Source organism: Curtobacterium sp. NPDC090223, from assembly GCF_044746585.1.
Classification (GTDB): Bacteria; Actinomycetota; Actinomycetes; order Actinomycetales; family Microbacteriaceae; genus Curtobacterium.
Genome location: NZ_JBIVCN010000002.1, coordinates 507,076 through 533,832 on the forward strand (window position 1 = coordinate 507,076; position 26,757 = coordinate 533,832).

At 70.9% G+C, this 26,757-nt stretch carries 23 protein-coding genes; 6 read left to right on the forward strand and 17 right to left on the reverse strand.

Annotated elements, in window-relative coordinates; all coding sequences use genetic code 11:
* Window positions 1–35: 35 nt before the first annotated feature.
* Genes ACIPJY_RS07040 through ACIPJY_RS07055 form a run of 4 tightly spaced genes read right to left on the reverse strand, consistent with a single transcriptional unit; the run spans window position 36 to window position 5,180 of the window.
* Window positions 36–1,502 carry a glyceraldehyde-3-phosphate dehydrogenase gene (locus ACIPJY_RS07040; protein ID WP_400466100.1) on the reverse strand — a complete coding sequence of 489 codons (1,467 nt, stop codon included), beginning with the start codon at window positions 1,500–1,502 and terminating at the stop codon, window positions 36–38.
* Window positions 1,499–3,346: a phosphoenolpyruvate carboxykinase (GTP) gene (locus tag ACIPJY_RS07045; RefSeq protein ID WP_400466097.1), complete on the reverse strand. Its 1,848-nt coding sequence runs from the start codon at window positions 3,344–3,346 to the stop codon at window positions 1,499–1,501. The genes ACIPJY_RS07040 and ACIPJY_RS07045 overlap by 4 nt, the downstream gene beginning before the upstream one ends.
* Window positions 3,343–4,293, reverse strand: a complete 951-nt coding sequence (locus ACIPJY_RS07050) for a transketolase family protein (protein WP_400466094.1) — start codon at window positions 4,291–4,293, stop codon at window positions 3,343–3,345. Before ACIPJY_RS07050 ends, ACIPJY_RS07045 begins: the two co-directional genes overlap by 4 nt.
* Window positions 4,290–5,180, reverse strand: coding sequence for a transketolase (locus ACIPJY_RS07055; RefSeq protein WP_400466091.1), 891 nt, complete (start codon window positions 5,178–5,180; stop codon window positions 4,290–4,292). The genes ACIPJY_RS07050 and ACIPJY_RS07055 overlap by 4 nt, the downstream gene beginning before the upstream one ends.
* A 105-nt stretch (window positions 5,181–5,285) precedes the next feature.
* On the opposite strand from ACIPJY_RS07055, the gene ACIPJY_RS07060 reads away from it, so the two are divergent.
* Both ACIPJY_RS07060 and ACIPJY_RS07065 read left to right on the forward strand, forming a co-directional pair.
* The gene (locus tag ACIPJY_RS07060; RefSeq protein ID WP_400466089.1) at window positions 5,286–6,116 is read left to right on the forward strand and encodes an IclR family transcriptional regulator; all 831 of its coding nucleotides are present in this window, start codon (window positions 5,286–5,288) and stop codon (window positions 6,114–6,116) included.
* Between the two features lie 10 nt (window positions 6,117–6,126).
* Complete coding sequence (locus ACIPJY_RS07065) at window positions 6,127–6,879, forward strand: IclR family transcriptional regulator (protein WP_400468157.1); 753 nt, start codon at window positions 6,127–6,129, stop codon at window positions 6,877–6,879.
* 31 nt (window positions 6,880–6,910) lie between these two features.
* On the opposite strand, the gene ACIPJY_RS07070 is transcribed toward ACIPJY_RS07065, so the two are convergent.
* The 10 genes from ACIPJY_RS07070 to ACIPJY_RS07115 form a co-directional block, all read right to left on the reverse strand.
* A complete protein-coding gene (locus ACIPJY_RS07070) occupies window positions 6,911–8,398 on the reverse strand; it encodes an NAD-dependent succinate-semialdehyde dehydrogenase (protein WP_400466083.1) in 1,488 nt (495 codons plus the stop codon).
* Entirely contained in the window at window positions 8,395–10,311 is a 1,917-nt protein-coding gene (gene iolD / locus ACIPJY_RS07075; RefSeq protein ID WP_400466081.1) for a 3D-(3,5/4)-trihydroxycyclohexane-1,2-dione acylhydrolase (decyclizing), read from the reverse strand. The genes ACIPJY_RS07070 and iolD overlap by 4 nt, the downstream gene beginning before the upstream one ends.
* A gap of 23 nt (window positions 10,312–10,334) precedes the next feature.
* Window positions 10,335–11,174 (reverse strand): 5-deoxy-glucuronate isomerase, encoded by an 840-nt coding sequence (gene iolB, locus ACIPJY_RS07080; RefSeq protein WP_400466078.1) that lies wholly within the window; start codon window positions 11,172–11,174, stop codon window positions 10,335–10,337.
* Between the two features lie 49 nt (window positions 11,175–11,223).
* Window positions 11,224–12,132: a sugar phosphate isomerase/epimerase family protein gene (locus ACIPJY_RS07085; RefSeq protein WP_400466075.1), complete on the reverse strand. Its 909-nt coding sequence runs from the start codon at window positions 12,130–12,132 to the stop codon at window positions 11,224–11,226.
* Window positions 12,129–13,139 carry an inositol 2-dehydrogenase gene (iolG, locus tag ACIPJY_RS07090; protein ID WP_400466072.1) on the reverse strand — a complete coding sequence of 337 codons (1,011 nt, stop codon included), beginning with the start codon at window positions 13,137–13,139 and terminating at the stop codon, window positions 12,129–12,131. The genes ACIPJY_RS07085 and iolG overlap by 4 nt, the downstream gene beginning before the upstream one ends.
* Before the next feature lie 35 nt (window positions 13,140–13,174).
* Window positions 13,175–14,224: a Gfo/Idh/MocA family oxidoreductase gene (locus ACIPJY_RS07095; protein WP_400466069.1), complete on the reverse strand. Its 1,050-nt coding sequence runs from the start codon at window positions 14,222–14,224 to the stop codon at window positions 13,175–13,177.
* Window positions 14,221–15,123, reverse strand: a complete 903-nt coding sequence (locus tag ACIPJY_RS07100) for a sugar phosphate isomerase/epimerase family protein (RefSeq protein WP_400466067.1) — start codon at window positions 15,121–15,123, stop codon at window positions 14,221–14,223. The genes ACIPJY_RS07095 and ACIPJY_RS07100 overlap by 4 nt, the downstream gene beginning before the upstream one ends.
* Window positions 15,120–16,352 carry a Gfo/Idh/MocA family protein gene (locus tag ACIPJY_RS07105; protein ID WP_400466065.1) on the reverse strand — a complete coding sequence of 411 codons (1,233 nt, stop codon included), beginning with the start codon at window positions 16,350–16,352 and terminating at the stop codon, window positions 15,120–15,122. Before ACIPJY_RS07105 ends, ACIPJY_RS07100 begins: the two co-directional genes overlap by 4 nt.
* A 121-nt stretch (window positions 16,353–16,473) precedes the next feature.
* Window positions 16,474–17,490, reverse strand: a complete 1,017-nt coding sequence (locus ACIPJY_RS07110; protein WP_400466062.1) for a LacI family DNA-binding transcriptional regulator — start codon at window positions 17,488–17,490, stop codon at window positions 16,474–16,476.
* 21 nt (window positions 17,491–17,511) lie between these two features.
* Window positions 17,512–18,990, reverse strand: coding sequence for a sugar porter family MFS transporter (locus ACIPJY_RS07115; RefSeq protein WP_400466059.1), 1,479 nt, complete (start codon window positions 18,988–18,990; stop codon window positions 17,512–17,514).
* A gap of 270 nt (window positions 18,991–19,260) precedes the next feature.
* On the opposite strand from ACIPJY_RS07115, the gene ACIPJY_RS07120 reads away from it, so the two are divergent.
* The 4 genes from ACIPJY_RS07120 (at window position 19,261) to ACIPJY_RS07135 (ending at window position 22,811) form a co-directional block, all read left to right on the forward strand.
* A complete protein-coding gene (locus ACIPJY_RS07120) occupies window positions 19,261–20,253 on the forward strand; it encodes a substrate-binding domain-containing protein (RefSeq protein ID WP_281266985.1) in 993 nt (330 codons plus the stop codon).
* Complete coding sequence (locus ACIPJY_RS07125; protein WP_400466056.1) at window positions 20,250–21,290, forward strand: ABC transporter permease; 1,041 nt, start codon at window positions 20,250–20,252, stop codon at window positions 21,288–21,290. The genes ACIPJY_RS07120 and ACIPJY_RS07125 overlap by 4 nt, the downstream gene beginning before the upstream one ends.
* Window positions 21,290–22,186, forward strand: a complete 897-nt coding sequence (locus tag ACIPJY_RS07130; RefSeq protein ID WP_400466053.1) for an ATP-binding cassette domain-containing protein — start codon at window positions 21,290–21,292, stop codon at window positions 22,184–22,186. Before ACIPJY_RS07125 ends, ACIPJY_RS07130 begins: the two co-directional genes overlap by 1 nt.
* A 73-nt stretch (window positions 22,187–22,259) precedes the next feature.
* The gene (locus tag ACIPJY_RS07135) at window positions 22,260–22,811 is read left to right on the forward strand and encodes a GNAT family N-acetyltransferase (RefSeq protein ID WP_400466050.1); all 552 of its coding nucleotides are present in this window, start codon (window positions 22,260–22,262) and stop codon (window positions 22,809–22,811) included.
* Between the two features lie 88 nt (window positions 22,812–22,899).
* On the opposite strand, the gene ACIPJY_RS07140 is transcribed toward ACIPJY_RS07135, so the two are convergent.
* From ACIPJY_RS07140 to ACIPJY_RS07150, 3 genes are all read right to left on the reverse strand, one after another.
* A complete protein-coding gene (locus ACIPJY_RS07140) occupies window positions 22,900–24,351 on the reverse strand; it encodes a sugar porter family MFS transporter (RefSeq protein ID WP_400466048.1) in 1,452 nt (483 codons plus the stop codon).
* A 151-nt stretch (window positions 24,352–24,502) separates the two neighbouring features.
* Window positions 24,503–25,861, reverse strand: a complete 1,359-nt coding sequence (locus ACIPJY_RS07145; protein WP_400466045.1) for a 6-phospho-beta-glucosidase — start codon at window positions 25,859–25,861, stop codon at window positions 24,503–24,505.
* Window positions 25,858–26,637, reverse strand: coding sequence for a DeoR/GlpR family DNA-binding transcription regulator (locus tag ACIPJY_RS07150; RefSeq protein ID WP_123655236.1), 780 nt, complete (start codon window positions 26,635–26,637; stop codon window positions 25,858–25,860). The genes ACIPJY_RS07145 and ACIPJY_RS07150 overlap by 4 nt, the downstream gene beginning before the upstream one ends.
* Window positions 26,638–26,757: the final 120 nt, after the last annotated feature.

Here is a 26,757-nt window from a genome sequence, read left to right on the forward strand (position 1 = left end):
ACAGGAGACTCCGCAGAGGGGCGTGCCCGTCGCGATCAGGTCGTGATCGCGAGCTCTCGTGGTCCGCGGTCGGGGACGGCGGCCGGGTGCGCCTGACTCATCGTCTCCAGCACGCGCACCACCTGGTACGAGTACCCGAACTCGTTGTCGTACCAGACGTACAGCACGACGTCCTCGTCGTTCGCCTGCGTCGCGAGCCCGTCCACGACCCCCGCGAAGCGCGAACCGAGGACGTCGGAGGAGACGAACTCCGGCGACTCCACGTAGTCGACCTGGGAGCGGAGGGCCGAACCGAGCGACACGCTGCGGAGGAACGCGTTCACGTCGTCCCGGTCGGTCGGACGCCCGAGGCGCAGGTTCAGGATGGCGAGCGACACGTCGGGCGTCGGCACGCGGATGGCGCTCGCCGTGAGCCTGCCGTCGAGCGCGGGGACGGCCTTCGCCACGGCCCGGGCGGCACCGGTCTCGGTGATCACCATGTTGAGCGGCGCCGCACGACCACGACGGTCGGCCTTGTGGAAGTTGTCCGTCAGGTTCTGGTCGTTCGTGAACGAGTGCACGGTCTCGATGTGTCCGCGGACCACGCCGTACTCGGCGTCGAGCGCGGCGAGCACCGGCGCGACGGCGTTCGTCGTGCAGGAGGCCGCGGCGACGACGTCCGCGTCCTCGGCGTCGGCCCCGTTGATGCCCTGGACGACGTTCGGGACGCTGCCCGTGCCCGGCGCGGTGAGGAGCACACGGGACGCCCCCGGCGCCACCAGGTGCCGACGGAGCTGCTCGTCGGTCCGCCAGCGTCCGGTGTTGTCGACGATGATCGCGTCGTCGATGCCGTACGCGGTGTAGTCGATCTCGCCCGGGTCGGACGCCCGGATCACGGCGATCCTGGTGCCGTTCGCGATGATCGCCTGGGCGTCCTCGTCGACGGAGATCGTGCCGTCGAAGGGCCCGTGCACGGAGTCGCGACGCAGCAGGCTGGCGCGCTTGACCAGGTCGTCCGCGCCGGTCGCCGAGCGCACCACGATCGCGCGGAGCCGCAGCCCCGTCGCGCGGGACTGGTGGGAGATCAGGATGCGGGCGAGCAGGCGTCCGATCCGGCCGAACCCGTAGAGCACGACGTCAGTCGTCGGCAGCGGGCCGGTGGCGTCCACCGACCGCAGCTGCGCGGCGATCGTCGCGGCAGCGTCCTCGTCGGACGCCGACCGCACCCGCGCGGCGAGCGCGCCGAGGTCGAGGGAGGCCGGACCGCTGCCGGCAGCGTCGATCGTCCGCAGGATCGCGAGCGACTCCGTCAGCGGCAACGGTGACCCGTCGACGTGCCGGGCGAACCGGTGCGCCTTGACGATCTCGATCGCCGAGCGGTTCACGAGCCGGCGTCCGTGGATGCCGGCGACGACGCCGTCCCGCCGGTGCAGCCGCCCGATGATCGGGATCATCTCCTCGGCGAGCTCGAGCTGCGCGTTCCAGTCGTCCCACAGCGCCGATGCGTCCTGCGGGCCGGTCACGCGGCCTCCTCGAGTCGACGGCACAGCTGGTCGAGCCGTGCACGCAGCCGGGCGGGCACGCGGTCGCCGAAGCGGTCGAAGTGCGCGCGGAGCTGCTCGGCCTCGGCGGACCATGCGGCCGGGTCGACCGCGAAGAGCTCGTCGAGCGCGAAGCCGTCGAGGTCGAGGCCCGCGAGGTCGAGCTCACCCACCGCGGGGAGCCCGCCGATCGGGCTCCAGTCCACGTCGGCGTCCCCCTCGAGCCGTGCCGCGATCCACTCGAGCACGCGGACGTTGTCGCCGAACCCGGGCCAGAGGTACTTCCCGTCGGCGGACTTGCGGAACCAGTTCACCCGGAACACCCGCGGCGCCCTGGACCCGAGCCGGTCACCGATCTCCAGCCAGTGCGCCCAGTGGTCGGCCATGTTGTACCCGCAGAACGGCTGCATCGCGAACGGGTCGAGCCGGAGCTCCCCGACGGGCCCCTCGGCCGCGGCGGTCTGCTCGCTCGAGATCGTGGACCCGAAGAACACGCCGTGCTCCCAGTCCTCGGCCTCGGCGACCAGCGGCACGTTCGTCGCGCGGCGTCCGCCGAAGACCACAGCGTCGATCGGGACGCCGTCCGGGCTGTCCCAGTCGTCGGAGATCGTCGGGCACTGGTCGGCCGCGACGGTGAACCGGGCGTTCGGGTGCGCGGCGGGACTGCTGCTCCCGGGCTCCCACGGCTCGCCGCGCCAGTCGATGAGGTGCCGCGGGGCCTCGTCCGACGCGCCCTCCCACCAGACGTCGCCGTCGAGCGTCATGGCGACGTTCGTGAAGATCGTGTTCGAGCGGATGGTCGTCATCGCGGCGGGGTTCGTGTCCGGCCCCGTGCCCGGCGCGACCCCGAAGAAGCCGGCCTCCGGGTTGATCGCCCACAGACGGCCGTCGGCACCGGGGCGCAACCACGCGATGTCGTCGCCGATGGTCTCGACCTTCCACCCGGGGACGGTCGGCGTCATCATCGCGAAGTTCGTCTTGCCGCAGGCGGAGGGGAACGCCGCCGCGACGTGCAGGACCCTGCCTGCCGGTGTCGTGACGCGGATGAGCAGCATGTGCTCGGCGAGCCACCCGTCCTCGCGCGCCATGGTCGAGGCGATGCGGAGCGCGAAGCACTTCTTCGCCAGCAGCGCGTTGCCGCCGTACCCGGAGCCGTACGACCAGATCTCCCGGGTCTCCGGGAAGTGCGCGATCACCTTCGTCGGGTTGGACGGCCACGGGACGTCGTCGATCCGGGAGCCGTCGTCGGTGACGAGCGGCATGCCGACGGTGTGCAGCGCCGGCACCCAGACGCCGTCCGGTCCGATCTGCGCGAGTGCGTCGTCGCCCATCCTGGTCATGATCCGGGTGGAGACCACCACGTACGGGGAGTCCGTCACCTGCACGCCGACCTGCGAGATGGCACCGCCGACCGGCCCCATCGAGAACGGCACGACGTACATCGTGCGGCCGCGCATCGAGCCGCGGAAGCGGTCCGTGAGCTCGGCACGCATCGCAGCGGGTGCGCGCCAGTTGTTCGTCGGCCCGGCGTCCGCCTCGGCCTCCGAGCAGATGAAGGTGCGGTCCTCGACGCGGGCGACGTCCGCCGGGTCGCTCCTGGCGAGGTAACTGCCCGGGCGCAGCCCGTCGTCCAGCGCGATGACGGACCCGGCGGCGACCATCTCGTCGAGGAGCCTGCGGTTCTCGCCGTCACTGCCGTCGCACCAGACGACCTGGTCCGGCTCCGTCAGGGACGCGACGTCCGCGACCCAGGTGTGCAGGGCCTCCAGGCCGGGTCCGGGGTGGATGCCGGACGTGACGGACGTGGTCGGACGCGCGATGCTCATACGCCGACACGCTCCCCCAGCACGTCGCGGATGCGGGCTGCCACCTTCTCGACGGAGAGCCCGTACTTGTCGAGCAGGAAGTCGTTCGGTCCGGACTCGGCCCACGAGTCGGCGAGCCCGACCTTGTGCAGCCGCGCGCCGCTGGCGTGGCCGGCGAGGACCGCCGCGACGACGTCGCCGAGCCCGCCGACGACGGAGTGTTCCTCGACCGTGACGACGTTCCGTGCGCCGTCGAGGATCGCCCAGAGCGCGTCGTCGTCGAGGGGCTTGATCGTCGGCACGTGCACGTGGGTGACGGTGGCGCCCGAGGCCTCGACCGCGGTGACCGCCTGCACGGTGCGGGAGGTCTGCACGCCGGTCGAGACGACCGTGACGTCCGCCGCGCTGCCGCCGTCGCGCAGCAGCACCGGGGCGCCGATGCGGAACTCGTAGCCGCCGTCGAAGACGTCGGCCACGGCGTCGCGGGCCAGCCGCAGGTAGACGGGGCCGTCGTGGTCCGCCGCCCAGCGGATGATCGCCTCCGCCTCGGTCTCGTCCGCGGGGGCGAGCACCGTCATGTTCGGCAGCGCCCGCATCACGGAGAGGTCCTCGATGTCCTGGTGCGTCTTGCCGCTCGCCCCGTTGAGCAGGCCCGTGTAGGCCGCGGCGAGCCGGACCGGCGCCTTCGTCTGCGAGACGAGCATGCGGACCTGGTCGAGGGCGCGGTTGGTCAGGAAGACGCCGAACGACGACAGCCACGGACGGTACCCGAGCGTCGACATCCCGAACGCGATCCCGACCATGTTCTGCTCGGCGATGCCGGCCTGGACGAAGCGCTCCGGGTGGGCGTTGGCGAACGTGACGGCCATCGTCGAGGTGGCCAGGTCCCCGTCCACGACGACGATGCGGTCGTCGGTCTCGGCGAGTTCGGTGAGGGTGTCGCCCCACACTGCGCGCTGTGCCTTCATGCCAGGGCCTCCGTCTTCTGGTCGATGAGGAGCTCTGCGCGGGCGGTGGCGAGCTGCTCCTCGGTGGGGACGCCGTTGTGCCACTTGAACGTGGCGCGGGTGAAGGAGACGCCGTTGCCCTTCACCGTGTGCGCGATGATCGCGGTCGGCTTGCCGCTCGTGCCGCGGGCCGCGTCGACCTCGCCGTAGGCGTCGAGGATCTCGTCGTAGTCGTGGCCGTTGATCTCGATCACGTTCCACCCGAACCCGCGGAACACGGCGGGCAGGTTGACGTGCCCCATCGGTTCGCTGCGGTCGTAGCGGTCGTGGTCGCCGGACGGCCAGCCGTACTGCTGCAGGCCGTTCAGGTCGATGATCGCGGTGAGGTTGTCGAGGCCGTACCGGGGGGCGTGGATGACGGTCTCCCAGACCATGCCCTCCTCGATCTCGCCGTCACCGAGCACGACCCACGTGTGGAAGTCCTTGCCCTGCATCTTGGCGGCGATGGCCATGCCGGAACCGGCGGAGAGGCCCTGGCCCAGCGAGCCGGTGGAGGAGTCCACACCGGGCGTGAGCTTCATGTCCGGGTGCCCCTGCAGCCGGGAGTCGCCGTGGTCGAACGTCGCGAGCTCGTCGACCGGGAAGTACCCGCGGAGCGCCAGGACCGAGTAGAGCCCGATCGCGGAGTGGCCCTTCGACAGGATGAACCGGTCGCGGTCCGGGTCGTGGGGCTGCTCGGGGTCGATCCGGAGCTGGTGGAAGTAGAGGGCGACCATCAGGTCCATCGCGGACATCGGTCCGCCGATGTGCCCGGCGCCGCTGGACGCGACGGTCTCGAGGACACGCCACCGCCCTTCGCGGGCAACGGTCTCCAGGTGTTCGACGTCTCTCGCGTCGTTGCGTGTCACGGCGACTCCTTCGTTCTGCGGTGGTGTCCACAAACTATCACTCCGTGAACGAGGTGTCTACTGAGTGAGATTAACGGAGGCGAGGCCGCATGGGAGGATGACCACATGGCAGACGGCGCCTCCGACGACGGCGGGATCGAGATCCTCAGCAAGGCCGGTGCGATCATCGACGCACTCGCCGAGACCACCGCGTTGACCGTGAGCGCGCTCGCGGACGCCGTCGGGGAACCGACGAGCTCGACCTACCGGCTGCTGCAGAGCCTGACCGCGATGGGCTGGGTCGACGCTGCCCCGGCCCGCGGCACCTACCGCCTCGGACTGGCGTGCATGGAGATCGGCGGCGTCCTCGAGGACTCCCTGGACGTCCGCGGTCTGGCGCTCCCCCGCATGCGTGCCCTCCGGTCGACGGCCGGCGTCGCCGCACTGCTCTGCTACCGCCGCGGCACCCGTGCCGTGTGTGTCGAACGCATCGAGGGCCACGACGTCCGCTCGGTCGCGATGCAGGTCGGCGACTCGCTCCCGCTGCACGTGGGCGGCGCGCCCATGGCACTCCTGTCCTTCCTGCCCGCCGGGGAGCAGCACGCGGTCGTCGACGAGCTGCTGACCGCCGACGACCTGCCGTACCCGGTGCCGTCCGCCGAGGAGCTCGACGCGCGGATCCGGGCCACGCGTGAACGCGGCTACGCCCGGTCCGACCAGGACGTCACGATCGGGATCGCCGCGTTCGGCAGCCCGGTCTTCAACCACCGCGGTGAGCTGGTCGCGGCGGTGTCGATCAGCGGGTTGCGTGAGCGGCTCGTCGACCGGGAGCCCGAGCTCGGGGCGCTCGTGATGTCCACGGCGGCCCAGATCAGCGCGGACCTCGGGTTCGACGCGGCGCACGGCGACGCCGGTGCTGCCCTGGCGTCCGCGGGGACGGCGGTCCGTCGTGGGTGAGCGGAAGCCGATGCGCGTCCTCGCCAACTCGATGGCCGTCGTCGAGGCCCTCGCCGAACGCGGCGACCTCTCCCCGGCCGAGCTCGCCGAGGCCACCGGCCTCCCCCGCCCCAGCGTCTACCGCTTCATCGACGGGCTCAAGGCCGTCGGCATGGCGACGACCACGGACGAGAACCGTGCGCGCCTCAGCGTGAAGTGGCTGCACCTGGCCGATGCCGCCCGTGCCGCCATGACCGAGTGGTCGTCGGCCCGACGGGTCCTCGACGCCCTCGCCGAGCTGACCGAGCAGACCGTGTTCCTGACCGTGCCGCGCGGCGACCAGGCCGTCTGCATCGACTGGGCTCCCGGCCGCGGGATCGGCGTGCTGACCCTCGCACCGGGACGCTCGCTCCCGCTCTACGCCGGTGGCGCCGGCCGGCTCGTGCTCGCCTACGCCCGCGACGTCGAGGAGTACCTGGCGGACGGACCGGACCGCCGTCCGCTGACGAGCCAGACGATCGTCGACGCCGACGCGCTCCGCGAGGACGTCCGACGTACCCGCGCCCAGGGCCACACGCTCTCGCTCGACGACGCGACCATCGGGATCGGGGCGCTCGCGTTCCCCGTGCTCGGGTCGGGCGGCGACCTGGTCGGGTGCCTGTCGATCGCCGGCCGGTCCGTGGACATCCGGGAGCGCGCGGACGAGTTCGTCGACGCCGCACTCGGGTCCGTGGCGGAACTGCAGCGCGGGGTCGCCAGCGAACTGGCGACCCCGCTGTCCTAGCGAGCGGCGTGCGGCGAGCAGCCGCTCGCCGCTACCAGCTCACCGCGATGTACTGCGACTCCATGTACTCCAGGAGCCCCTCGGCGCCGCCCTCGCGGCCGATGCCGGACTCCTTCATCCCGCCGAACGGCGCGGCCGGGTCGGACACGAGGCCGCGGTTCAGCCCCACCATGCCGGACTCGATCCGCCCACTGACGCGCAAGCCGCGGGCGAGGTCCTGCGTGTAGACGTAGGACACCAGGCCGAACGGGGTGCCGTTGGCGAGCCGGACGGCGTCGTCCTCGGTCCGGAAGGTCACGACGGGCGCGACCGGCCCGAAGATCTCCTCCTTGAGGATCCGGGCGTGCTCGGGGACGTCGCTGAGCACGGTGGCCGGGTAGAACCACCCGGGGCCGTCGGGCGACGCGCCGCCGGTGAGCACCGTCGCGCCGTCCTCCTTCGCGCCGTCGACCAGACGGGCGATGTCGTCGCGGGCACCCTCGTTCACCATCGGGCCGAGCTGGACGTCGGGGTCCAGTCCGTCGCCGGTGCGCAGTGCCCCCATGGCCTCGGCGAGCCGCGCGGAGAACTCCGCCGCGACGCCCTCCTGCACGTAGAAGCGGTTCGCGGCCGTGCACGCCTCGCCACCGTTGCGCATCTTCGCGATCATCGCGCCGGTGATCGCGGCGTCCAGGTCGGCGTCGTCGAAGACCACGAACGGCGCGTTGCCGCCGAGCTCCATCGACGTGTTCACGACGGAGTCCGCCGCGAGCTTCATGAGCTTCACGCCGACCTCGGTGGACCCGGTGAAGGAGAGCTTCCGGGCACGCGGGTCCCGGACCATCTGCTCGACGACGGTGCCGGAGGACCGGCTCGGCAGCACGTTGAGGACACCGGCGGGCAGGCCCGCCTCCTCGAAGAGCTTCCCGATCGCGAGCGCGGTGAGCGGGGTGTCGCTCGCCGGCTTGAGGACGGTGGTGCAGCCGGCGGCGAGCGCCGGGCCGATCTTCCTGGTGGCCATGGCCGCGGGGAAGTTCCACGGCGTCACGAGGATCGCGATGCCGATCGGCCGGTGCTCGACCAGGATCTTGTTCGCACCGCCGGGCGCGGTCTGCAGCGACCCGGGGATCCGGACGGCCTCCTCCGCGTACCAGCGGAGGAACTCGGCCGCGTAGACGACCTCACCGCGCGCGTCCGCGAACACCTTGCCGTTCTCCGCCGTGATCAGTCGGGCGAACCAGTCGGCACGCTCGATCATCAGGTCGTAGGCGCGTGACAGGATCTCGGACCGCTTCCTGGGCGGGGTCGCCGCCCATTCGGCGGCGGCATCCGCCGCGGCGTCCACGGCCGCCTGCGCGTCGTTCCGGGTGCCGCTCGAGACGGTCGCGATCACGCTGCCGTCCACGGGGTTGTGGACGTCGAAGGTCGCGCCGTCCGACGCGGCTCGCTCCACCCCGCCGATCAGGAGGCCCGTGGGGACCCCGGCGACGATGCTCGCCGGGTCCGTGGTCGGGTCCAGGACGTCGGTCGCGTCGGTCATGAGTGCTCCAGTTCTCGAACGCGCGGGGCGGACTGGGTCAGGTAGAGCCGCTGGTCCCGCTTGTGCTCGTCGTAGGTGGCGCGGGCGTCCTTCGTGCTGTCGAGGGTCGAGACCTCGGCCACGGGGACGTCCCACCAGGCGCCGGAGCCGCCGAACCGGCCCTGCGCGTCGACGCGGACGTAGACGACGCTGGTGCCGTCGAACGCGCGGGCGTCGTCGAGCGCCTTCCGGAAGGTGTCGGCGGTGTCCGCGGAGAACACCTCGGCGCCGTAGCTCGCCGCGTTCGCGACGAAGTCGACCTCGAGCCGGCGTCCGTCGTGGCGCAGTGCTTCTCCGCGCTCGTTGAAGCGGGTGCCGAACGTCTGCGAGCCGAGCGTCTCCGACAGTGCGGCGATGGAGCCGTAGCCGAAGTTGTCGACGATGACGATCGTCATGCGCAGGTGCTCCTGCACCGCGGTCATGATCTCCTGCGACATCATCAGGTACGAGCCGTCGCCGACGAGCACGTGGACACGACGGTCGGGTGCGGCGAGCTGTGCGCCGACACCGCCCGCGACCTCGTAGCCCATGCACGAGTTGCCGTACTCGATGTCGTAGCCCTTGGGGCTGCCCGGACGCCAGAGCCGGTGCAGGTCGCCCGGCATCGACCCTGCTGCGTTGACGACGACGTCGTCGGCCTCGGCGGAGGCGTTCAGCAGTCCGAGCATCTCGGCCTGCGACAGCGTCGGGCCGTCCTGGACCTCGATGATGCGGTCGACCTCGGCACGCCAGTCGCTCGCGGCCTGCTCGTTCGACGCGACCACGTCGGCGTCGAGCGTGAAGCCCTCGAGCGCGGCGCGGAGCTCGGCGAGCGTCTCGCGGGCATCGCCGACCAGGGGGATGCCGGACTCCTTGACGGCGTCGACCTCGGCGACGTTGATGTTCACGAACGCCACGTCGGGGTTCTGGAACATCGTGTTCGAGGCGGTCGTGAAGTCGGTGTAGCGGGTGCCGATGCCGATGACCACGTCGGCCTCGTTCGCGATCGCGTTCGCGTACGCCGACCCGGACGAGCCGAGTGCGCCGAGCGCCAGGCGGTGCTCCCACGGCATGCCCGCCTTGCCGGCCTGCGTGACGCCGACGCCGATGCCGGTCGACTCGGCGAAGCGGACGAGCTCGTCCGTCGCGTCCGAGTAGACGACGCCACCACCGGCGATGACGACCGCGTTCTTCGCGCCCTTGATCAGCTCGGCGGCACGCTGGATCGCGGCACGGTCCGGCCGGTTGCGGGCGACGTGCCAGACGCGGTCGGAGAACAGCGCCTCCGGGAAGTCGAAGGCCTCGGCCTGGACGTCCTGCGGCACCGCGATGGTGACCGCGCCGGTGTCGGCCGGGCTCGTGAGGACCCGCATCGCCTCGAGCAGTGCCGATGCGAGCTGCTCCGGCCGGTTGATCCGGTCGAAGTAGCGCGAGACCGCACGGAAGGAGTCGTTCGCGGTGACGTCCATCGCGTACGGGTGCTCCTGCTGCTGCAGGACGGCGCCGGTGGACCGGGTCGCGAACGCGTCGGACGGGAACAGCAGGACCGGGATGTGGTTCACCGTCGCTGTGCCGGCCCCCGTGACCATGTTGGTCGCGCCGGGGCCGATCGACGTGGAGACGGCGAGCGCGCCGAGGCGGTTCTTCGTCTTCGCGTAGCCGGTGGCGATGTGGACCATGCCCTGCTCGTTGCGGCCCTGGTAGTAGGGGAAGACGTCCTGGTACTGCAGGAGCGCCTGTCCGAGGCCGGCGACGTTGCCGTGGCCGAAGATGCCGAACGCGCCGCCGAAGAACGGACTCGTGACCCCGTCACGCTCGACGTGCTGGGCCTGCATGAACTCGACGATCGCCTGGCCCACCGTGAGGCGGCGGGTCGGCTGAGGGTGTTGCGCCATTGCGAACTTCCTTCTGTGGTGGGTCAGGGGCGGACGGGGACGAACGGGACCCGGGGGTCCGTACCGAGGTCGTCCCACTTGGCGCGGGCCGGTGCGAGCGCCGGGTCCTCGGCGGCCTGCAGCGTGCGCTCCGGCGCGGGGCCGGCGAGGACGTTGAGGTAGTAGAGGTCCTGGTCGTGGGCCGCGACGGTGGTGTGGTACCCCCACGGGATGAGGCAGATGTCGCCGTCTCGGACCGGGACGTCGAGGTCGAAGTCACGCTCGGGGCTGTACACCCGCTGCAGCGCCCACCCGTTCTCCGGGTCACGGAGGCGGTAGTAGTAGACCTCTTCGAGCTGCGCTTCGCCGTCGATGTCGTGCTCGTGCTTGTGCGGCGGGAAGCTGGACCAGTTCCCGCCGGGGGTCCACACCTCGACGATGTGCAGCCGGTCGGCGGGGAAGGCCGGCGACATCGGTGTCGAGACCTGGCGCGTGGCGGTGCCGCCACCGCGGGTGGCGGATCCGACGTCGTCCGGCGTGACGAGGACGACCTCGTGCTGCTCGGTGGCCGGGGCGGTCGCGATCGCGAGCTCGGCGCCGGGGGTGGCGGTGATCGTCACGGCGGTGTCGCGCGGGACGTACAGGGTGTGTCCGAGGCCGTCGAAGACCGTGTCGCGGCCGCCGATGCGGTACTCGTCGCCGCCGACGGTGAGCACGAGGTCACCGTGCAGGTTCACGAACGCCCGCTCGTTGCCGTCTGCCGGCAGCTCGACCGTCTCGCCGGCACCGAAGGTCTTCACCTGGAAGGTGACGAACTCCCATCCTGCGATCTCCGGGGTGATGACGTCCCATGCGCCGTGCTTGAGCACCTGCGGGTCGACCATGTCTGATCCTCTCTGCGTCGTTGCGTCGGACTGGATGAGCATAGCGCTTTTATCGCTGAATGGACGAAACGTCCGCTGTGGGGAAATCTGCTGCGGCGAGCTCGAGGCAGCGCAGCGTCGTGTCCCGGGCAGCGTCGAGTGCGTCGGCGAGGGACTTGGCGCGGTGCTCGACCGAGAGCATCTCCACGCCCCACGGCCCGCCCCAGCCGATCTCGGCCATCGTCCGGAGGAAGCCGACGACGTCCTGCGCGCCCTCCCCCGGGTAGCGCCGGTTGTCCCGGGTGTCCTCGAAGAGCGTGCGGCCCGCCTGCGGTTCGGCGTCGGCGTCGTTCACCTCGACGCCGACCACGGTGGCTGGGTCCAGGGTGCGCCGCAGCTCGTCGAGCGAGGTGCCGGCGCGGAACACGTGCCACGAGTCCACGACCAGCCCGGCGTGCGGGTGGTCGACGGCGCGGACGAGTTCCGACCCCTGCGGCATCGAGGAGATGCCGGCGAACGGGAGCGGCTCGAGCGCCAGGCGGGTGCCGATCTCCGCGGCCTCGTCGGCCAACCGCCGGAACGGCCCGACGTACGGTTCGAGCGAGTCCACGGTGGGCGCGGGCGGCGGCGCGATCTTCACCATCGGGCTCCGGAAGGCGCGGGCGGCGTCGCGGAGGAGGTCCCAGCGTGCACGCCACGGGGTCTGTGCCGGGTCGCGCCACCAGTCCTTCACGAGCTCCACTTCGAGGTGCCGGACCCCGACGCGGTCCGCGTGCGCCCGGAGCGCGTCGAAGCCGATCGTGTCGCGGACCACCTCGAGGTCGTCGACGACGAAGCCGAGCCCGACGTACCCGGCGTCCGCGGCGGCGCTGACACGCTCCCGCGCTGAGAACGAGCTCCGCTCCGACGGTCCGTCCGGCACGGCGGTCCCCGCGGTCGTCCAGCAGGTGGCGACGAGGTCGCGGCTGATCGGGCTCATCGGGACAGGTCGACCGCGACGGACTGCCCGGTGCGCGCCGACCGGTCCGCGGCGTCCGCGAGCACCAGGGCGGCACGGCCGTCCTCGAACCCGGGGCTCCGCGAGGGCTCGCCACGCACGGCCTTGAGGAACTCGACGACCTCGAGCCGGTACGCCTCGGCGTAGCGCTGCAGGAAGAAGTTCTGGTACGGCTCGAGGGACTCCACGGCGTCCGCGTTCCAGCGGCGCACGAGGGTGTCGGTCTGGTTGCCGACCTGCAGCAGCCCCTCGGACCCGAAGACCTCGAAGCGCTGGTCGTACCCGTAGGACGCGTGCCGCGAGTTCGTGATGACCACGAGCTCGTCGCCCGACCCGCGGAGCGTCACCACCGCGGAGTCGAAGTCGCCGAGCTCGCGGGCCGTGGCACTGAAGGTGTTCGCTCCGCGTGCGGTCACCTCGACGATGTCCGGCACGAAGAAGCGCGCCATGTCGAGGTCGTGGATGGTCATGTCCCGGAAGATGCCCCCGGATGCCCCGAGGTACGCGGCCGGCGGCTCTGCGGGGTCGCGGCTCGTGATGAGGACCTGCTCGAGGGTGCCGATCTCCCCGGCGGCGACGCGGCGCTGCAGCTCGGTGAAGTGCCGGTCGAAGCGTCGGTTGAAGCCGAGGACGATCGGGATCGTCGCCGCGGCCGCCTTTGCGCGGAGGTGGTCCACCCGCGCCAGGTCGAGGTCGATCGGCTTCTCGCAGAGCACCGGGACGCCGGCGTCGATCGCGGCGTCGATGAGGTCGACGTGGGTCGCGGTCGGCGCGGCGATGATCACCGCGTCGACCTTGCCCGAAGCGAACACCTCGGCCGGGTCCGTGCTGACCGTGCCGCCGTACTCGGCGGCGGTGCGCTCGGCGCCCTCCACGAACGGGTCACAGACCCACGCGAGCTCCGCGTCCTCGATGGCGGCCACGCTCATGGCGTGGACCTGTCCGATGCGACCGGTGCCGAAGAGGCCGATCCGGATCTGTTGCGTCATTGCAATCTCCTGAGTGGTGGGTCGTGCCGCGTGGTCTACGCGGTGGTGCGGGGCCGGACGGGACGCCCGGTGTGGAACGACTCCGCGGCCGCCTCGGCGAGCGCGGTGGCGACGAGTCCGGCGGCGGGCGGCGTCAGGCTCTCCGATTCGCCGCGGACCATCCGGACGAAGTGCGCGATCTCCTCCTCGAAGGCCGGCACGAAGCGGTCGCCGAACGTGTCGTACGGGTTCGACGGCGCGCTGCCGCCCGGCTCGGTCGACGTCATCGGGGTCCGCGGCCCGTAGCCCGCGCCGAACGCACCCTTCGAGCCGGTGACCTCGAGCCGGACGTCCTGGCCGGCGTCGCTGCGGCGGAGTGCGCCGATGCTGCCGACCGCGCCGGACGCGAACCGGAGCGTCACCATCGCGGTGTCGGTGTCCTCGTGTTCGCCGTAGACGGGCTCGTCGAGCACGGACCCGATCATCGAGATCTCGACCACCTGGTCGCCGACCGTCCACGGGATGATGTCGAAGTCGTGGACGAGCAGGTCGAGCCACATGCCGTGCGACTGCGGGATGTAGTCGATGGGCAGCGCGTGGTGGTCGTTCTCCGTCGCCTGCACGAGCCGGAGCGTGCCGACGTCGCCGTCGAGGACGTGCTGCCGGAGTCGCTGGTAGCCCGGGTCGTACCGACGGTGGAACGCGACCATGATCGGCGTCCCCGTCGCGTCGAGGTCGCGGGAGAGCGCGGTCAGCTCGTCGACGCCGAGGGCGAGCGGCTTCTCGATGAGCAGCGGCGTGTGCGCGTCCGCCACGACGCGGGCGAGTTCGGCGTGCGTGTCGGTGGCCGAGGCGACGAGCACCCCGTCGAGCGACGGCAGGACGTCGGCGAGGGGGTCGACCGTGGTGGACACCGTCGACCACGACGCGGCCGCGGGCCCGGCGGGCTGTTCGGCCGCCTGCTGCTCGGCCAGCCGCGCCCGGACCGACTCCGTCCGTCCGGCGTCGCGGCCGATGAGCACGACCTCGTCGACGCCGGGTGTCCGCGCGAGGTTCCGCGCGTGCATCGCGCCGATGCGGCCGAGCCCGGCGACGCCGATCCTCACCGTGCGACCTCGGCGGCCTCGAGCTCGGCGACGAGGGCGCGGACGTACTCGACGCTCGCACGGGCGTCCTCGATCGGGCCCGTGCCGGCGGCCGGGTCCTCGAGCACGACCTTGTCCTGCTCCAGGACGATCCAGCCGTCGAAGCCGGCCTGGACCATGCTCGTCAGGATCGCGCGGATGTCCACGTCGCCCTGGCCGACCGGGCGGTAGAGCAGGTCGGCCTTGATCGCGTCGAAGTAGCTGATCTCGCCGTCCGCGACCCGGCGCATGCCGTCGAGCGACACGTCCTTGAGGTGCATGTAGGCGATGCGGTCGGTGTGCTCGGCGGCGAAGCGGACGGGGTCCGTCCCGCCGAGGAACAGGTGCCCGGTGTCGAAGCAGAACGGGATCGTGGAGCCGGCGAGGACGGCGTCGACGTCCTCCTTGGTCTCGACGACCGTGCCGACGTGCGGGTGCAGCGTCGCGGTGACGCCGACGGCCGCCGCGGCCGCGGTGATGCGGTCGAGGTTCGCGAACAGCGTGGCCCACTGCTCGTCGGTGAGCGGCTCGCGCTGGGCGTCGTACCCGGTCTGCTCGCTGTCGGCGCAGACCACGAGCACGGTCGCCCCCGAAGCCGCGTAGTCCGCGAGCTCCTGCTCGATGCGCGGCAGCGGGTCGATGCCGGGCTGGTGCGCGATGACCGGCACGAAGCTGCCGATGGCGGTCATGCCGAACTCGGCCAGGCGGGCTGCCTTGTCCTCGGGTGCCGGGGGCAGGAAGCCCTGGGCGCCGAGCTCGGTGGCCTCGAACCCGAGGGAGCTCATCTCGGCCAGGACGCGCTCCGGCGGCAGCTGGTAGCCCCAGCCGTCCACCTCGCTGACACCCCAGGAGATCGGTGCGGTGGCGATGCGGAGGCTCATGCGCGTGCCCCTTCTGGGGTGTGGACGGCGGTCGTGCGGACGTTGGCGGTGGCACCGGGTTCGACGGGGAGGTCGACCCACAGGCCGGACTCCGCGGACTCCTCGGCGGCGCTCAGCACGCGGGCCGAGGCGACGGCGTCGTGGATGTTGGACCCCGTGGCCTCCCCGCCGGTCGCGGCGGTGAGGAACTTGGCGGCCTCGATCACCTTGAGGTCGTCGTAGCCCATGCTCGTGCCGGAGCTCGGCTGGAAGCGGGAGTAGTCCGGGAAGTACCCGTCGGCGAACGCGCGGGTGTAGCCGACGTGCTGCCCCGTCCGGGCGAGGGCCACCTCGAGCTCGTTGAGCCGCTCGAAGTCCCAGCGGACCGAGCCCTCGGTGCCGAAGACCTCGAACGCGTACTCGGAGCGCGGACCGACCGCGATGCGTGACGCCTCGAGGTTGCCGATCGCACCGGCACCGACCGCGGACTCGCCGAAGCGGACGAGCATCGTGGCGTAGTCCTCGTTCTCGACGGGGAGCAGCTTGCCGCCGTCGGGCGTGCCGGGGAGCCCGGGCCGCTCGGTGAGGTAGGTGCCCGTGGCGGCGGAGATCGAGCCGATCGGGCCGAGGACGTAGTGCATCAGGTCGACGAGGTGCCCCATCAGGTCGCCGAGGACGCCGCTGCCCGAGGTGGCACGGACGAAGCGCCAGGTCAGCGGGTCCTCGGGGTTCGAGGAGAACCCGCCGAAGAACCGGCCCCGCACGTTCGTGATCCGGCCGAGCGCGCCGTCGAGGACGAGCTGGCGGGCGTGCTGCACGGCGGGCACGTGCCGGTAGTTGAAGCCGATCGTGGTGGCGACCCCTGCGGCGTCCGCGGCTGCGGCGACGGCCTCGGTCTCGGATGCGCCACGGCCGACGGGCTTCTCGATCCAGAACGGCTTGCCGGCCTCGGCGGCGGCGATGCCGATCTCCGCGTGCAGGGAGTTCGGGGCGCAGATCGAGACGACCTCGACCTCGGGGTCGTTCAGGACCTCGCGGTAGTCGGAGACGACCTTCTCGTACCCGAGGACGTCCGCGGCGTAGTCACGGCCGGCGGGAGCGACGTCCGCGGCGGCGACCAGGCGCGGGCGGATGCCGAGCTCCGGGTAGAGGAGCGGGAGGAGGGCGTAGGAGCGGGAGTGCAGTCGCCCCATCCACCCGACGCTGATGAGTCCGACACCAACGGTGCGGGGCGCGCTGTTCTCTGCCACAGGGGGCTCCTTTGCTTCCTGATTTTGAACCGGTCCAAAATCTTGGACCGGTTCAATGTACGACCGGCGGTCGAGCGGTGTCAACCGCGTGCTCCGGTCGACGCCGGCCAGCGTCCCGAGGTCAGTCGCGCGCGGGCACGGAGGACGACCGGATCCGCAGGGTCGGGGCGACGAGCACCTCGCCCGGGTTCTCGTCGGAGAGCAGCAGCTCGGCGGCGCGGTGTCCGATCGTGGCGTTGTCGGGGTCGACCGAGGTCAGCTCGACGGCCCCCAGTGCGGCCAGGTAGGTGTTGTCGTACCCGGTGACGGCGACCGAGTCCGTCAGGCCACGCTGCCGCAGCGCGGCCGTCACCCCGATCGCGGCCAGGTCGTTCACCGCCGTGATCGCGGTCGGCGGCTCGTCGAGGTCCAGGAGCGCCTGCGCCGCGCGGAACCCGGCCGCCTCGGAGAAGTCGCTCTCCGCGACGAGACCGGCGTCCAGCCCGCGCTCCCGGACCGCGGCGACGAAGGCGTCGGCGCGCCCGGAGGCGACTCGGCCGCCGGCACCGCCGACGTGGCCGATCCGACGGTGGCCCAGTCCGGCGAGGTGGTCCACCACGAGCCGGACACCGACCTCGTCGTCCCCGCGCACGGTCGCCGCGCCGGCGAGCCGATCCGGGCGGGCGCTCGCGATCACGATGCGCGCGGCCCCCATCGCCTCCACCACGCGGTCCATGCTCGGGACCGAGCCCACCACGATGAGCCCGGAGGGCTGCAGGTCGCCGAGCATCGCGACCGCCTCGACGTCCAGGTGTGTCCCCGCGCCGGGCAGCACAGCGCTCGTCATCAGGCCGAGACGGCCCCCAGCCGACAGCGAGACCCGTGCGGCGTCGACCACCTCGGCGAACACCGGGTTCCGGGAATCGGCGACGAGGATCCCGACGAAGTCGTCCCGCGCCCCGTTCAGCGACCGGGCGACCCGGTTCGGGCGGAAGCCGAGCGCGTCCGCCGCGTCCAGGATCCGCCGGAGCCGCTCCTGGCTGACCGACTCCGGCGAACTGAACGCGAGCGAGACCAGTGACTTGGAGACCTCGGCGCGTTCGGCCACGTCGCGCATGGTCGCCCGTCGTGCCGTCGCCGTGGACCCGTCGTCAGCCATGGACCACATCTTGCAGCACGGTCACCGCTCGTCGCGACCGGCCCGCTTCGCCTTGCCCTTGATCGTGTCGATGTAGATCGCGCCGGTCGTGACCTCTTCCTCGAGCTTCTCGAGCGACCAGCCGCGGGTCTCGGGGACCTGCGTGACGATGAACACGAGCGCGATGCCGCCGATGACGGCGAAGAGGAAGAACGTCCCGGTGATGCCGATGCCCTCGATGAGCGACGGCACGTAGAGCGCCAGCACGCCGTTCATCAGCCAGCCGGCGAACGCGGCGATGCCGGTCCCGAGTCCGCGCATGTTCAGCGGGAAGATCTCGGCGAGCCAGACCCACACGGCGATGTTCAGGCAGGACTGCATGGACAGCACGAACGCGCAGATCAGGAACAGCAGCACGTACGGGCGGATCGGGTTGCCGTCCGGGATGACGAGCGACGAGACACCGATCAGGATGTGGCACGTGGTCGTGAGCGACAGGCCGAGGATGAACGTCTTCCGCCGGTCGACGCGGTCCATGTTGCGGAGCGCGATCATGCCGCCGACGACCGCCAGGATCCCGGGTGCGATGTTCGCGATCAGGGCGGCGTTCGCCCCGAAGCCGGACTGGATCAGGATGCGCTGGCCGTAGTACATGATCGAGTTGATCCCGGTGACCTGCTGGGCGATGGCCACGCCGCAGCCGATCAGCACGATCCGGATGAGCCAGCGGCTGGAGAGCAGCGCCTTCAGCCCGTTCAGCCGCGTCTCGCTCGGCTCCTCGGTGGTGATCTGGCGGATCTCCTCGAGCTCGACCGCCGCGCGGTCCTCGTTCCGGACCGTCTTCAGCACCGCCAGGGCGCGCTCGTCGTGGCCGTGCTCGACCAACCAGCGCGGGGACTCCGGCATCCGGAGCATGCCGATGAAGAGCGCGGCCGCCGGGATCGCGCAGATGAAGAACATCACGCGCCAGACGCCGCCCTCGTCGCCGAGCACGATGCCGATGACCGCGTTGATCACGAACGCGGCGAGCTGCCCGCTCACGATCGCGAGCTCGTTGCGGCCCGTGATCATGCCGCGGATCTCGAGCGGCGCGAGTTCGGCCAGGTACACGGGGACGACGATCGACGCTGCGCCGACCGCGAGCCCGACGGCGATGCGGCCGGCGAGCAGCACCTCGAAGTTGGGCGAGAACACCGCGAGCAGCGTCCCGCAGAAGAAGAAGACCGCCATCGCGATGATGGTCGACCGGCGTCCGATCCGGTCGGACACCGGGCCACCGACCAGGCCGCCGACCGCGGCCGCGAAGACGAGCGAGGAGATGACGACACCGAGACCGATGTCGTCGAGACCCAGCTGCGACTGGATCGAGATCTCGGCGCCGTTGCTGACGCCGGTGTCGTACCCGAAGAGCAGGCCGCCGAGGCAGGCCACGACCGAGATGAGACCGATCCGCTTGCGGTGCGGTCCGGTCGTCAAGGGCGGGAGTTCGAGCGTTCCGCGCGGTTGTCCTTGTCCAGACATTGTGACCCCTTCGTCATCGTGGACTCGTGTTCGGCGAGATGTGTCCCGCAGTTCTCACACCGCGGACGAACTGTTCACACTGTAACAGGGGCTGCGAGCGGCCGGAAAGTGAAAACGGATGCTTGTGGACCAGGGTGATTCGTTATACCGTACGCCGGACAGACAAACCGCCAGGTGAGAATTAGCAGGGTTGCCGGTTCTCGGACAGCACCGTGGCGGACCGTCGAAACCCGTGCACCACAGCGGAACCACTGGACAAAGGAGTCTTCCGTGAAGCGCATCTCTGCAGTCATGGGCATCACCGTCGCAGTCGCGGCGAGTGCCCTCGTCCTCGCCGGTTGTTCCTCGCAGGGGGGTCGTGTCGCGTCGAGCGGCGACGACTCCGCCGGCGGGACCAGCAAGGACTCCGGGCTGACCATCGCCCTCGTCACCCACGCCGCTCCCGGCGACACGTTCTGGGACATCGTCCGCAAGGGCGCCGAGGACGCCGCCAAGAAGGACGGTGTCAAGCTCCTCTACGCGTCCGACCCGGACGGGTCGAAGCAGGCGCAGCTCGTCCAGCAGTACACCGACCAGAAGGTGGACGGCATCGCGGTCTCCCTGGCGAAGCCCGACGCGCTGAAGAGCTCGGTGCAGGCGGCGGAGAAGGCGGGCATCCCCGTCGTCTCCTTCAACTCCGGCAGCGACGCCTACTCGGCGCTCGGGATCCTCGCGCACTTCGGCCAGGACGAGTCCGTCGCCGGTGAGGCCGTCGGCAACGAGCTGAAGAAGCAGGGACTCGCCAAGCCGATCTGCGTCATCCAGGAACAGGGCAACGTCGCACTCGAAGCCCGCTGCGGCGGCATCAAGAAGGTCCTGCCGGACACCCAGACGCTCTACGTCAACGGCACGGACAACAGCGCGGTGCAGTCCACCGTCACCGCGAAGCTCCAGGCGGACAGCGACGCCGACGTCATCGTCGGCCTCGGCGCCCCGTACACCGCGGTGATCCTCAAGGCGGTGAAGGCCGCCGGCAGCGACATCAAGGTGGCGTCCTTCGACCTCAACGCGACGCTCGCGAAGAGCATCAAGTCCGGCGACGTCCTGTTCACCGTGGACCAGCAGCCGTTCATGCAGGGCTACGAGTCGATCGACTCGATCGTGCTCTACAAGCAGGGCGGGTTCGTGCTCGGCGGTGGCAAGCCGACCCTGACCGGACCGGCGATCGTGGACAAGTCGAACATCGGCAAGGTCCTGCAGTACGCCGAGGACGGTCTGCGATGACGGCAGCCGGCCTCGTCCCCGCCGGGGACGAGCGCCTCGCCGCCCGGAGCCCCGTCCGGAAGCTCCTCGGCCGCCCCGAGGTCGGTGCGGTCGTCGGCGCGATCGCGATGTTCGTGTTCTTCGCGATCATCGCCCCGGTCTTCGTGCAGCCCGACTCGATCTCGACCGTGCTCTACGGCTCGTCGACCATCGGGATCATGGCGGTCGGTGTCTCCCTGCTCATGATCGGCGGCGAGTTCGACCTCTCCGCCGGCGTCGCGGTGATCTCCTCGTCCCTCACCGCGAGCCTGTTCGCCTGGTACTTCTCCACGAACGTGTGGGTGGGCGTCCTGCTCGGGCTGGTGTTCTCGCTCGGGGTCGGCTTCGTCAACGGGTGGATCCTCGTCCGCACGAAGCTGCCGTCGTTCATCGTCACCCTCGCGACCTTCCTGATGCTCACGGGCCTGAACCTCGCGATCACCCGGCTGGTGTCCGGATCGGTGTCGACGCTCGACATCTCCCGGCTCGACGGCTTCGGTGTCGCCGAACAGATGTTCGCGGCGGACGTCCCGGTCTTCGGCATCACGGTGAAGATCACCGTGTTCATCTGGATCGCGCTCGTGCTCATCGCCTCGTGGGTGCTCCTCCGGACCCGGGTCGGCAACTGGATCTTCGCGGTCGGCGGCGACGAGAACGCGGCGCGTGCCGTCGGCGTCCCGGTCACGAAGACGAAGATCGGCCTGTTCATGGGCGTCGGCTTCTGCGCCTGGATCGGCGGCATGCACAACCTGTTCGCGTTCAACGTCGTGCAGTCCGGTGAGGGCGTCGGCAACGAGTTCCTCTACATCATCGCCGCGGTCATCGGCGGCTGCCTGCTCACCGGCGGGTACGGCTCGGCGGTCGGCGGTGCGATCGGCGCCCTGATCTTCGGGATGGCGAACAAGGGCATCGTCTACGCGCAGTGGAACCCGGACTGGTTCAAGTTCTTCCTCGGCCTGATGCTGCTGCTCGCCACGATCATCAACCTCATCGTCAAGAAACGAGCGGAGCAGAAGTGATGCCCGAAACCGCGAACCCCACCACGCAGGTCGTCGAGGTCCCGGTCACGGAGACCTCCGAGACCGTCGCCGGCGCCCCGCACCTGATCGCCCTCCGCGACGTCGGCAAGCACTACGGCAACGTGATCGCCCTGTCCGACATCACGATGGACGTCGACGCCGGCCGCGTGACCTGCGTCCTCGGCGACAACGGCGCCGGCAAGTCGACCCTGATCAAGATCATCGCCGGGCTCCACCAGCACGACGCCGGCACGTTCTCGATCATGGGCGAGGACCGCAAGCTCTCCTCGCCCCGCGACGCCCTCGACGCCGGGATCGCCGCGGTCTACCAGGACCTGGCGGTCGTCCCGCTGATGCCGATCTGGCGCAACTTCTTCCTCGGTTCCGAACTCCGGAACAAGCTCGGGATGCTCGACGTCCCGGCGATGAAGCGGATCACCAAGCAGGAACTGCTCGACATGGGCATCGACCTGCGGGACGTCGACCAGCCGATCGGCACCCTGTCCGGTGGCGAGAAGCAGTGCGTGGCGATCGCCCGCGCCGTGTACTTCGGGGCGAAGGCGCTCATCCTCGACGAGCCGACCGCCGCCCTCGGCGTGAAGCAGTCCGGCGTCGTGCTGAAGTACATCCTCCGGGCACGTGACCGCGGGCTCGGCGTGATCTTCATCACGCACAACCCGCACCACGCCTACCCCGTCGGCGACCGCTTCCTGCTGCTCCGCCGCGGCAAGAGCATCGGCTACTTCGAGAAGAGCGGGATCACCCTCGCCGAGCTGACCGGCATGATGGCCGGCGGCGCCGAACTCGAGGAACTCGCCCACGAGCTCGAGCAGGTCGGTGGGCAGACCGAGCGCATCGAGGAGATCCGGGCCGCCGAGGTCGTCCCGGGCGCCTGACCGGGACACGACACGGGACGGGCCCCTCGGCTGCTGCCGAGGGGCCCGTCCCGTGTGCGGCAGGATCGCAGGCATGGACGTCGTCACCTGGACCCTCGAGTCGCGCACCCCACCGGGCGGGCCACCCCGGCCGGTGCCGACCGGGGTGCGGCTCGACCGGACGAGCGCGGTCGACCCCGAGTTCGCCCGGTTCCTGTACGGCTACGTCGGCGGCGCATGGCGATGGACCGACCGGCTCGACTGGACGCGGGAGCAGTGGGTGGACGAGCTCGGCGTCCCCGGCACGCTGTTCCTGCTGCCGACCGCCGACGGCGTGCCCCTGGGCTACGTGCAGCTCCAGCCCGTCACGCACGACGACGGCGTGCACGTCGAGATCCGGTACTTCGGCCTGGCTGCGCCCGGCCTCGGGCGCGGGCTCGGCGGCCCGCTCCTCGAACACGCGATCGCCGCCGCGTGGTCCGTCCCCGGCGCGGTCCGGGTCTGGGTGCACACCTGCAGCCTCGACGGGCCGGCAGCCCGCCCCAACTACGAGGCCCGTGGCGTCGTCCTCTGCGACACCGCGCACACCGAGGAGGACGTGCCGGACGCACCGCTCGGCGCGTGGGTCTCCACGGGTGGTCGGTGACCAGACGACGGACTGGAGGCTGATGGCGGCGCCGCCATCAGCCTCCAGGCCGGTCTGCTGGTGACGTCCGGAACCGCCGGCCGACGGCTCAGTCCGTCGCTTCCTGCATCTCGTGTTCGATGTCCGTCAACGACTTGCCGCCGGTCTCCGGGACCGCGCGCCACACGAACACCACACCCGCGACGCCGATCACCGCGAAGGCGATGAAGGTCGAGGCTCCGCCGATGGCGTGCACCACCGGCAGGAACGCCAGCGACACCGCCCAGTTCGCGAGCCAGAGGAACACCCCGGCGACGCCCATGCCGATGCCCCGCACCGCGGACGGCACCAGCTCGGAGATGATCAGCCAGGTGGTCGTGGCGACCGCGGACTGCTGGAACGCCAGGAACAGCACCATCACGCCGAGCGTCAGGTAGCTGAAGCCGGGACCGCGCTCCGTCAGCGGGAAGGTGGCCCCGAGCGCGACGAGCGACACGACCCCGCCGAGGGACCCGCCGATCAGCAGCTTCTTGCGCGGCACCCGGTCGACCAGGCGCAGGCCGACGATCGTCGCGACCACGCTGATCACGCCGATCGCGATCGTCGCGACGACGGCGGTCGACGACGGCAGGCCGGTGTCGACCAGCAGCGTCGGCGCGAAGTAGATGACCGTGTTGACGCCCGTCGCCTGCTGCAGCACGGCGACCCCGACCGCGATGAGCACCGACCGACGCACCCACGGCTGCCGGAAGCCGTTCCAGCCCTGGCTCTCGGACGACTGCGACTCCTGCGCCTGGCGGATGGTGCGGAGTTCCCGGTGCGCCTCGCGCTCCGGGTACGTGCGGCGGAGGACCTGCAGCGCGTCGCCCGCGCGGTCCCGCATCCGGTACCACGTGGGGGTGTCCGGCAGCAGGAGCATCCCGACGACCAGGACCACCGCCGGCACGGCGGCGAGCCCGAGCATCCAGCGCCACGCGCCGTACTGCGCGAGCCACGCGTTCACCAGGTACGCCAGCAGCTGCCCGGTGACGATCATCAGCGAGTTGAGCGAGACGAGGCGTCCGCGGATGTCCGACGGCGCCATCTCGGCGATGTAGAGCGGGACGATGATCGACGACACCCCGACCGCGAGCCCCAGCACCACCCGGCTGACCAGCAGGACGGCGTAGTCCGGGGCGAAGGCACACCCGACCGTGGCGACGACGAAGATCGCGCCGGCGAGCACCAGGGCGAGCCGGCGACCCACGCGGTCGGCGACCCGACCGCCGGCCAGCGCACCCACCGCGGCGCCGATGAGGAGCACGCTCGTGACCATGCCCTCCTCGAAGACGCTGAGGTCGAAGTCCGAGGACACGTAGAGCAGCGCACCGGAGATGACCCCGGTGTCGTAGCCGAAGAGCGCACCGCCGACGGCCGCGACGGCGGCGACGACGCGGACGAAGCGCTTCCGGGCGCGGGCGTCGGGGGGCAGCACCGGGATGACGGTGGTCTCGATGCCGGGCTCGTAGGCGCTGCGGTCCTCGGGGGTGCGGGTCCGCGGGGTGCGGGCTGGCAGGGGCATGGTCGTCCTTCGATGTGCGGTGGTGGCACATCGACGGTGATGACCTCGGTCCTGATCGGTGACGAGCGTACGCATGCGTTCGCACCGATCGTTACCAGACCCCCAGGTTTCCCATCGGGTGGACGACAGATCGACCCGACGGGAACCGCCGTTACTTCGTCAGGACCGCAGCCACCTCCGGGATCGCGTCGATGTACCCGCGCACGAGGTCCCGGGCGACGCTCACGCTGTCGACCAGGGGGTGCAGGGCGAACGCCTTGAGCGCCTCGTCCTTCGACCCGGTGAGCGCCGCGGCGATCGTGTGCCGCTCGACGGCCTTCACCTGGCTCATCAGGCCGATCTGGTGCAGGTCCGGCTGGTCGGTCGTCATCGGGTGCACGCCGTTCGCGTCGACCATCGTCGGCACCTCGACGACCGCGTCGCGCGGGAGCCCGGCGATGGTGCCGTTGTTCCGCACGTTGAGGATCATCGTCTGACGCTCGTTGCGGCTGATCGCTGCCATCACGCCGAGCGCGACACCGGCGTAGCCCTGGTGCGACGGGTCGGTCTCGCGCTCCTTCGGGTCGAGCGGCTCGTCCTGCGTGCCGCCCTTGGCCTCTGCCATGTACGACGCGCTCCGGCGCTCGACGGTCTCCCGCCAGAGCTCGGCGACACCGTTGCCCGCAGCGCTCGCCCGGTCGTAGAACGCGGACTGGCTCTCGGCCAGGAAGTCCCCGCGGGTCTTGCCGGAGCCGATGATCGAGCGCACGGCATCGCGGTTGAAGTAGTAGTAGAAGAGGTACTCGTTCGGGATCGCGCCGAGCGAGCGGATCCAGTCCAGCCCGAAGACGTGCCCTTCTTCCATCGCGCCGAGGCGCTCGTCGTCGGCCATCAGCTGCGGCAGGACGTCGTGGCCGTCGTACATCACGCGGCGCATCCAGCCCAGGTGGTTCAGGCCGACGTAGTCCATCTGGACGCGGGTGTGGTCGAGACCGAGCATCCCGGCGACCCGGCGGCCGAGGCCGGACGGGGTGTCGCAGATGCCGAGCACGCGGTCGCCGAGGACGGACTGCATGGCCTCGGTGATGATGCCAGCGGGGTTCGTGAAGTTCATCACGTACGCGTTCGGGGCGAGGTCGCGGATGACCTTCGCGGCCTCGACCATGACGGGCACGGTGCGGATGGCGTAGGCCAGCCCGCCGGGACCGGTGGTCTCCTGCCCGAGGACGTTCAGGTCGAGCGCGACGTGCTCGTCGCAGCGGCGTCCCTCGAGGCCGCCGACGCGCAGCGCGGCGAACACGTAGTCGCTGCCCTCGACCGCGCGGTGCAGATCGGTCGTGGGCTTGAGCACCGGGGCGTCCGGGAAGTCGGCGGCGAGTTCGATCAGGATCGCGACCATGGCGTGCAGCCGGACCTCGTCGACGTCGTACAGCGCGACCTCGTCGACGCGGGGCGAGCCGGTGTCGCGGAGCAGTGCCTGGTACACGTACGGCGTGCGGAACCCGCCGCCTCCGAGGATGCAGAGCTTCATGTGGTGATGACCTCTCCGCCGGCGTTCCGGCTGTGTGCGAGTGTTTCGTCAGGGGCGCCGGTCGTGGTGATCAGCGTGTCGACATCGGTGAGGGAGCAGAGCCGGAGCGCCCCGGTGCCGGGGAACTTCGCCTCCGACGCGAGGAGCACGACGCGCTCGGCGGCGGCGATCATCGACTGCTTGATCGGGGCCTCAACCGCCATGTTGTCCACGACGTGGCCGTTCGCCCGGACGCCGGTGCAGGACAGGAAGAGCAGGTCGGCGCTGACGTGCTCGAGCGCTGCTTCGGCGAGCGAGCCGACGAGCGTCCGGTAGTTGCGACGGACGACGCCGCCGAGCAGGACCAGGCGGACGGCCTCGTCGTCGCGGAGGACGTCGAACACGGCGAGGTTCGTCGTGATGACGGTGATGTCGCGGCCGCGCAGCAGCTCCGCGATCTGCGGCGTGGTCGTCCCGATGTCCAGGATGACCACCTGGCCGTCCTGCACCATCGCGGCGGCGGCCACGGCCATCCGGCGCTTGAGGTCGAGGTCGCCGGCCTGCTCGAACGGGGTCTCGATCGGTTCCCCGTCGTCGCCGTCCTGCGCGGTCTGTCCGGGTGCGAGCACGGCGCCGCCCCACGTGCGGACGAGTTCACCGTTGCGGTCGAGCATCTCGAGGTCGCGGCGGATCGTCGCCGCGCTCACGGACAGTGCGTCGGCGAGTTCCTGGACCGACGCGGCGCCCTCGACGCGCAGCGCCTTGATGATGCGGTTCTGCCGCTCTCGCAGGATCATGGCGCCACTGTATCCGAACTCGCGCACAATCACGCAAGGTCGCGCATGTTCTTTCCGATCTGCGCAGACTTAACAAATCTGGCGCAATCGAGTAACGTCCTCGCAACACCGAACACGCAG

Excerpts from the sequence above, each read along its gene's own strand:
- ACIPJY_RS07060 (WP_400466089.1), top strand. The coding sequence starts at position 5,286 with ATGGCAGACGGCGCCTCCGACGACGGCGGGATCGAGATCCTCAGCAAG.
- ACIPJY_RS07045 (WP_400466097.1), bottom strand. The coding sequence starts at position 3,346 with ATGAGCATCGCGCGTCCGACCACGTCCGTCACGTCCGGCATCCACCCC.
- ACIPJY_RS07110 (WP_400466062.1), bottom strand. The coding sequence starts at position 17,490 with ATGGCTGACGACGGGTCCACGGCGACGGCACGACGGGCGACCATGCGC.
- ACIPJY_RS07070 (WP_400466083.1), bottom strand. The coding sequence starts at position 8,398 with ATGACCGACGCGACCGACGTCCTGGACCCGACCACGGACCCGGCGAGC.
- ACIPJY_RS07100 (WP_400466067.1), bottom strand. The coding sequence starts at position 15,123 with ATGAGCCTCCGCATCGCCACCGCACCGATCTCCTGGGGTGTCAGCGAG.
- ACIPJY_RS07140 (WP_400466048.1), bottom strand. The coding sequence starts at position 24,351 with ATGCCCCTGCCAGCCCGCACCCCGCGGACCCGCACCCCCGAGGACCGC.
- ACIPJY_RS07150 (WP_123655236.1), bottom strand. The coding sequence starts at position 26,637 with ATGATCCTGCGAGAGCGGCAGAACCGCATCATCAAGGCGCTGCGCGTC.
- ACIPJY_RS07050 (WP_400466094.1), bottom strand. The coding sequence starts at position 4,293 with ATGAAGGCACAGCGCGCAGTGTGGGGCGACACCCTCACCGAACTCGCC.
- iolD (WP_400466081.1), bottom strand. The coding sequence starts at position 10,311 with ATGGCGCAACACCCTCAGCCGACCCGCCGCCTCACGGTGGGCCAGGCG.
- ACIPJY_RS07125 (WP_400466056.1), top strand. The coding sequence starts at position 20,250 with ATGACGGCAGCCGGCCTCGTCCCCGCCGGGGACGAGCGCCTCGCCGCC.
- ACIPJY_RS07085 (WP_400466075.1), bottom strand. The coding sequence starts at position 12,132 with ATGAGCCCGATCAGCCGCGACCTCGTCGCCACCTGCTGGACGACCGCG.
- ACIPJY_RS07065 (WP_400468157.1), top strand. The coding sequence starts at position 6,127 with ATGCGCGTCCTCGCCAACTCGATGGCCGTCGTCGAGGCCCTCGCCGAA.
- ACIPJY_RS07135 (WP_400466050.1), top strand. The coding sequence starts at position 22,260 with ATGGACGTCGTCACCTGGACCCTCGAGTCGCGCACCCCACCGGGCGGG.
- iolB (WP_400466078.1), bottom strand. The coding sequence starts at position 11,174 with ATGGTCGACCCGCAGGTGCTCAAGCACGGCGCATGGGACGTCATCACC.
- iolG (WP_400466072.1), bottom strand. The coding sequence starts at position 13,139 with ATGACGCAACAGATCCGGATCGGCCTCTTCGGCACCGGTCGCATCGGA.
- ACIPJY_RS07130 (WP_400466053.1), top strand. The coding sequence starts at position 21,290 with ATGCCCGAAACCGCGAACCCCACCACGCAGGTCGTCGAGGTCCCGGTC.
- ACIPJY_RS07145 (WP_400466045.1), bottom strand. The coding sequence starts at position 25,861 with ATGAAGCTCTGCATCCTCGGAGGCGGCGGGTTCCGCACGCCGTACGTG.
- ACIPJY_RS07115 (WP_400466059.1), bottom strand. The coding sequence starts at position 18,990 with ATGTCTGGACAAGGACAACCGCGCGGAACGCTCGAACTCCCGCCCTTG.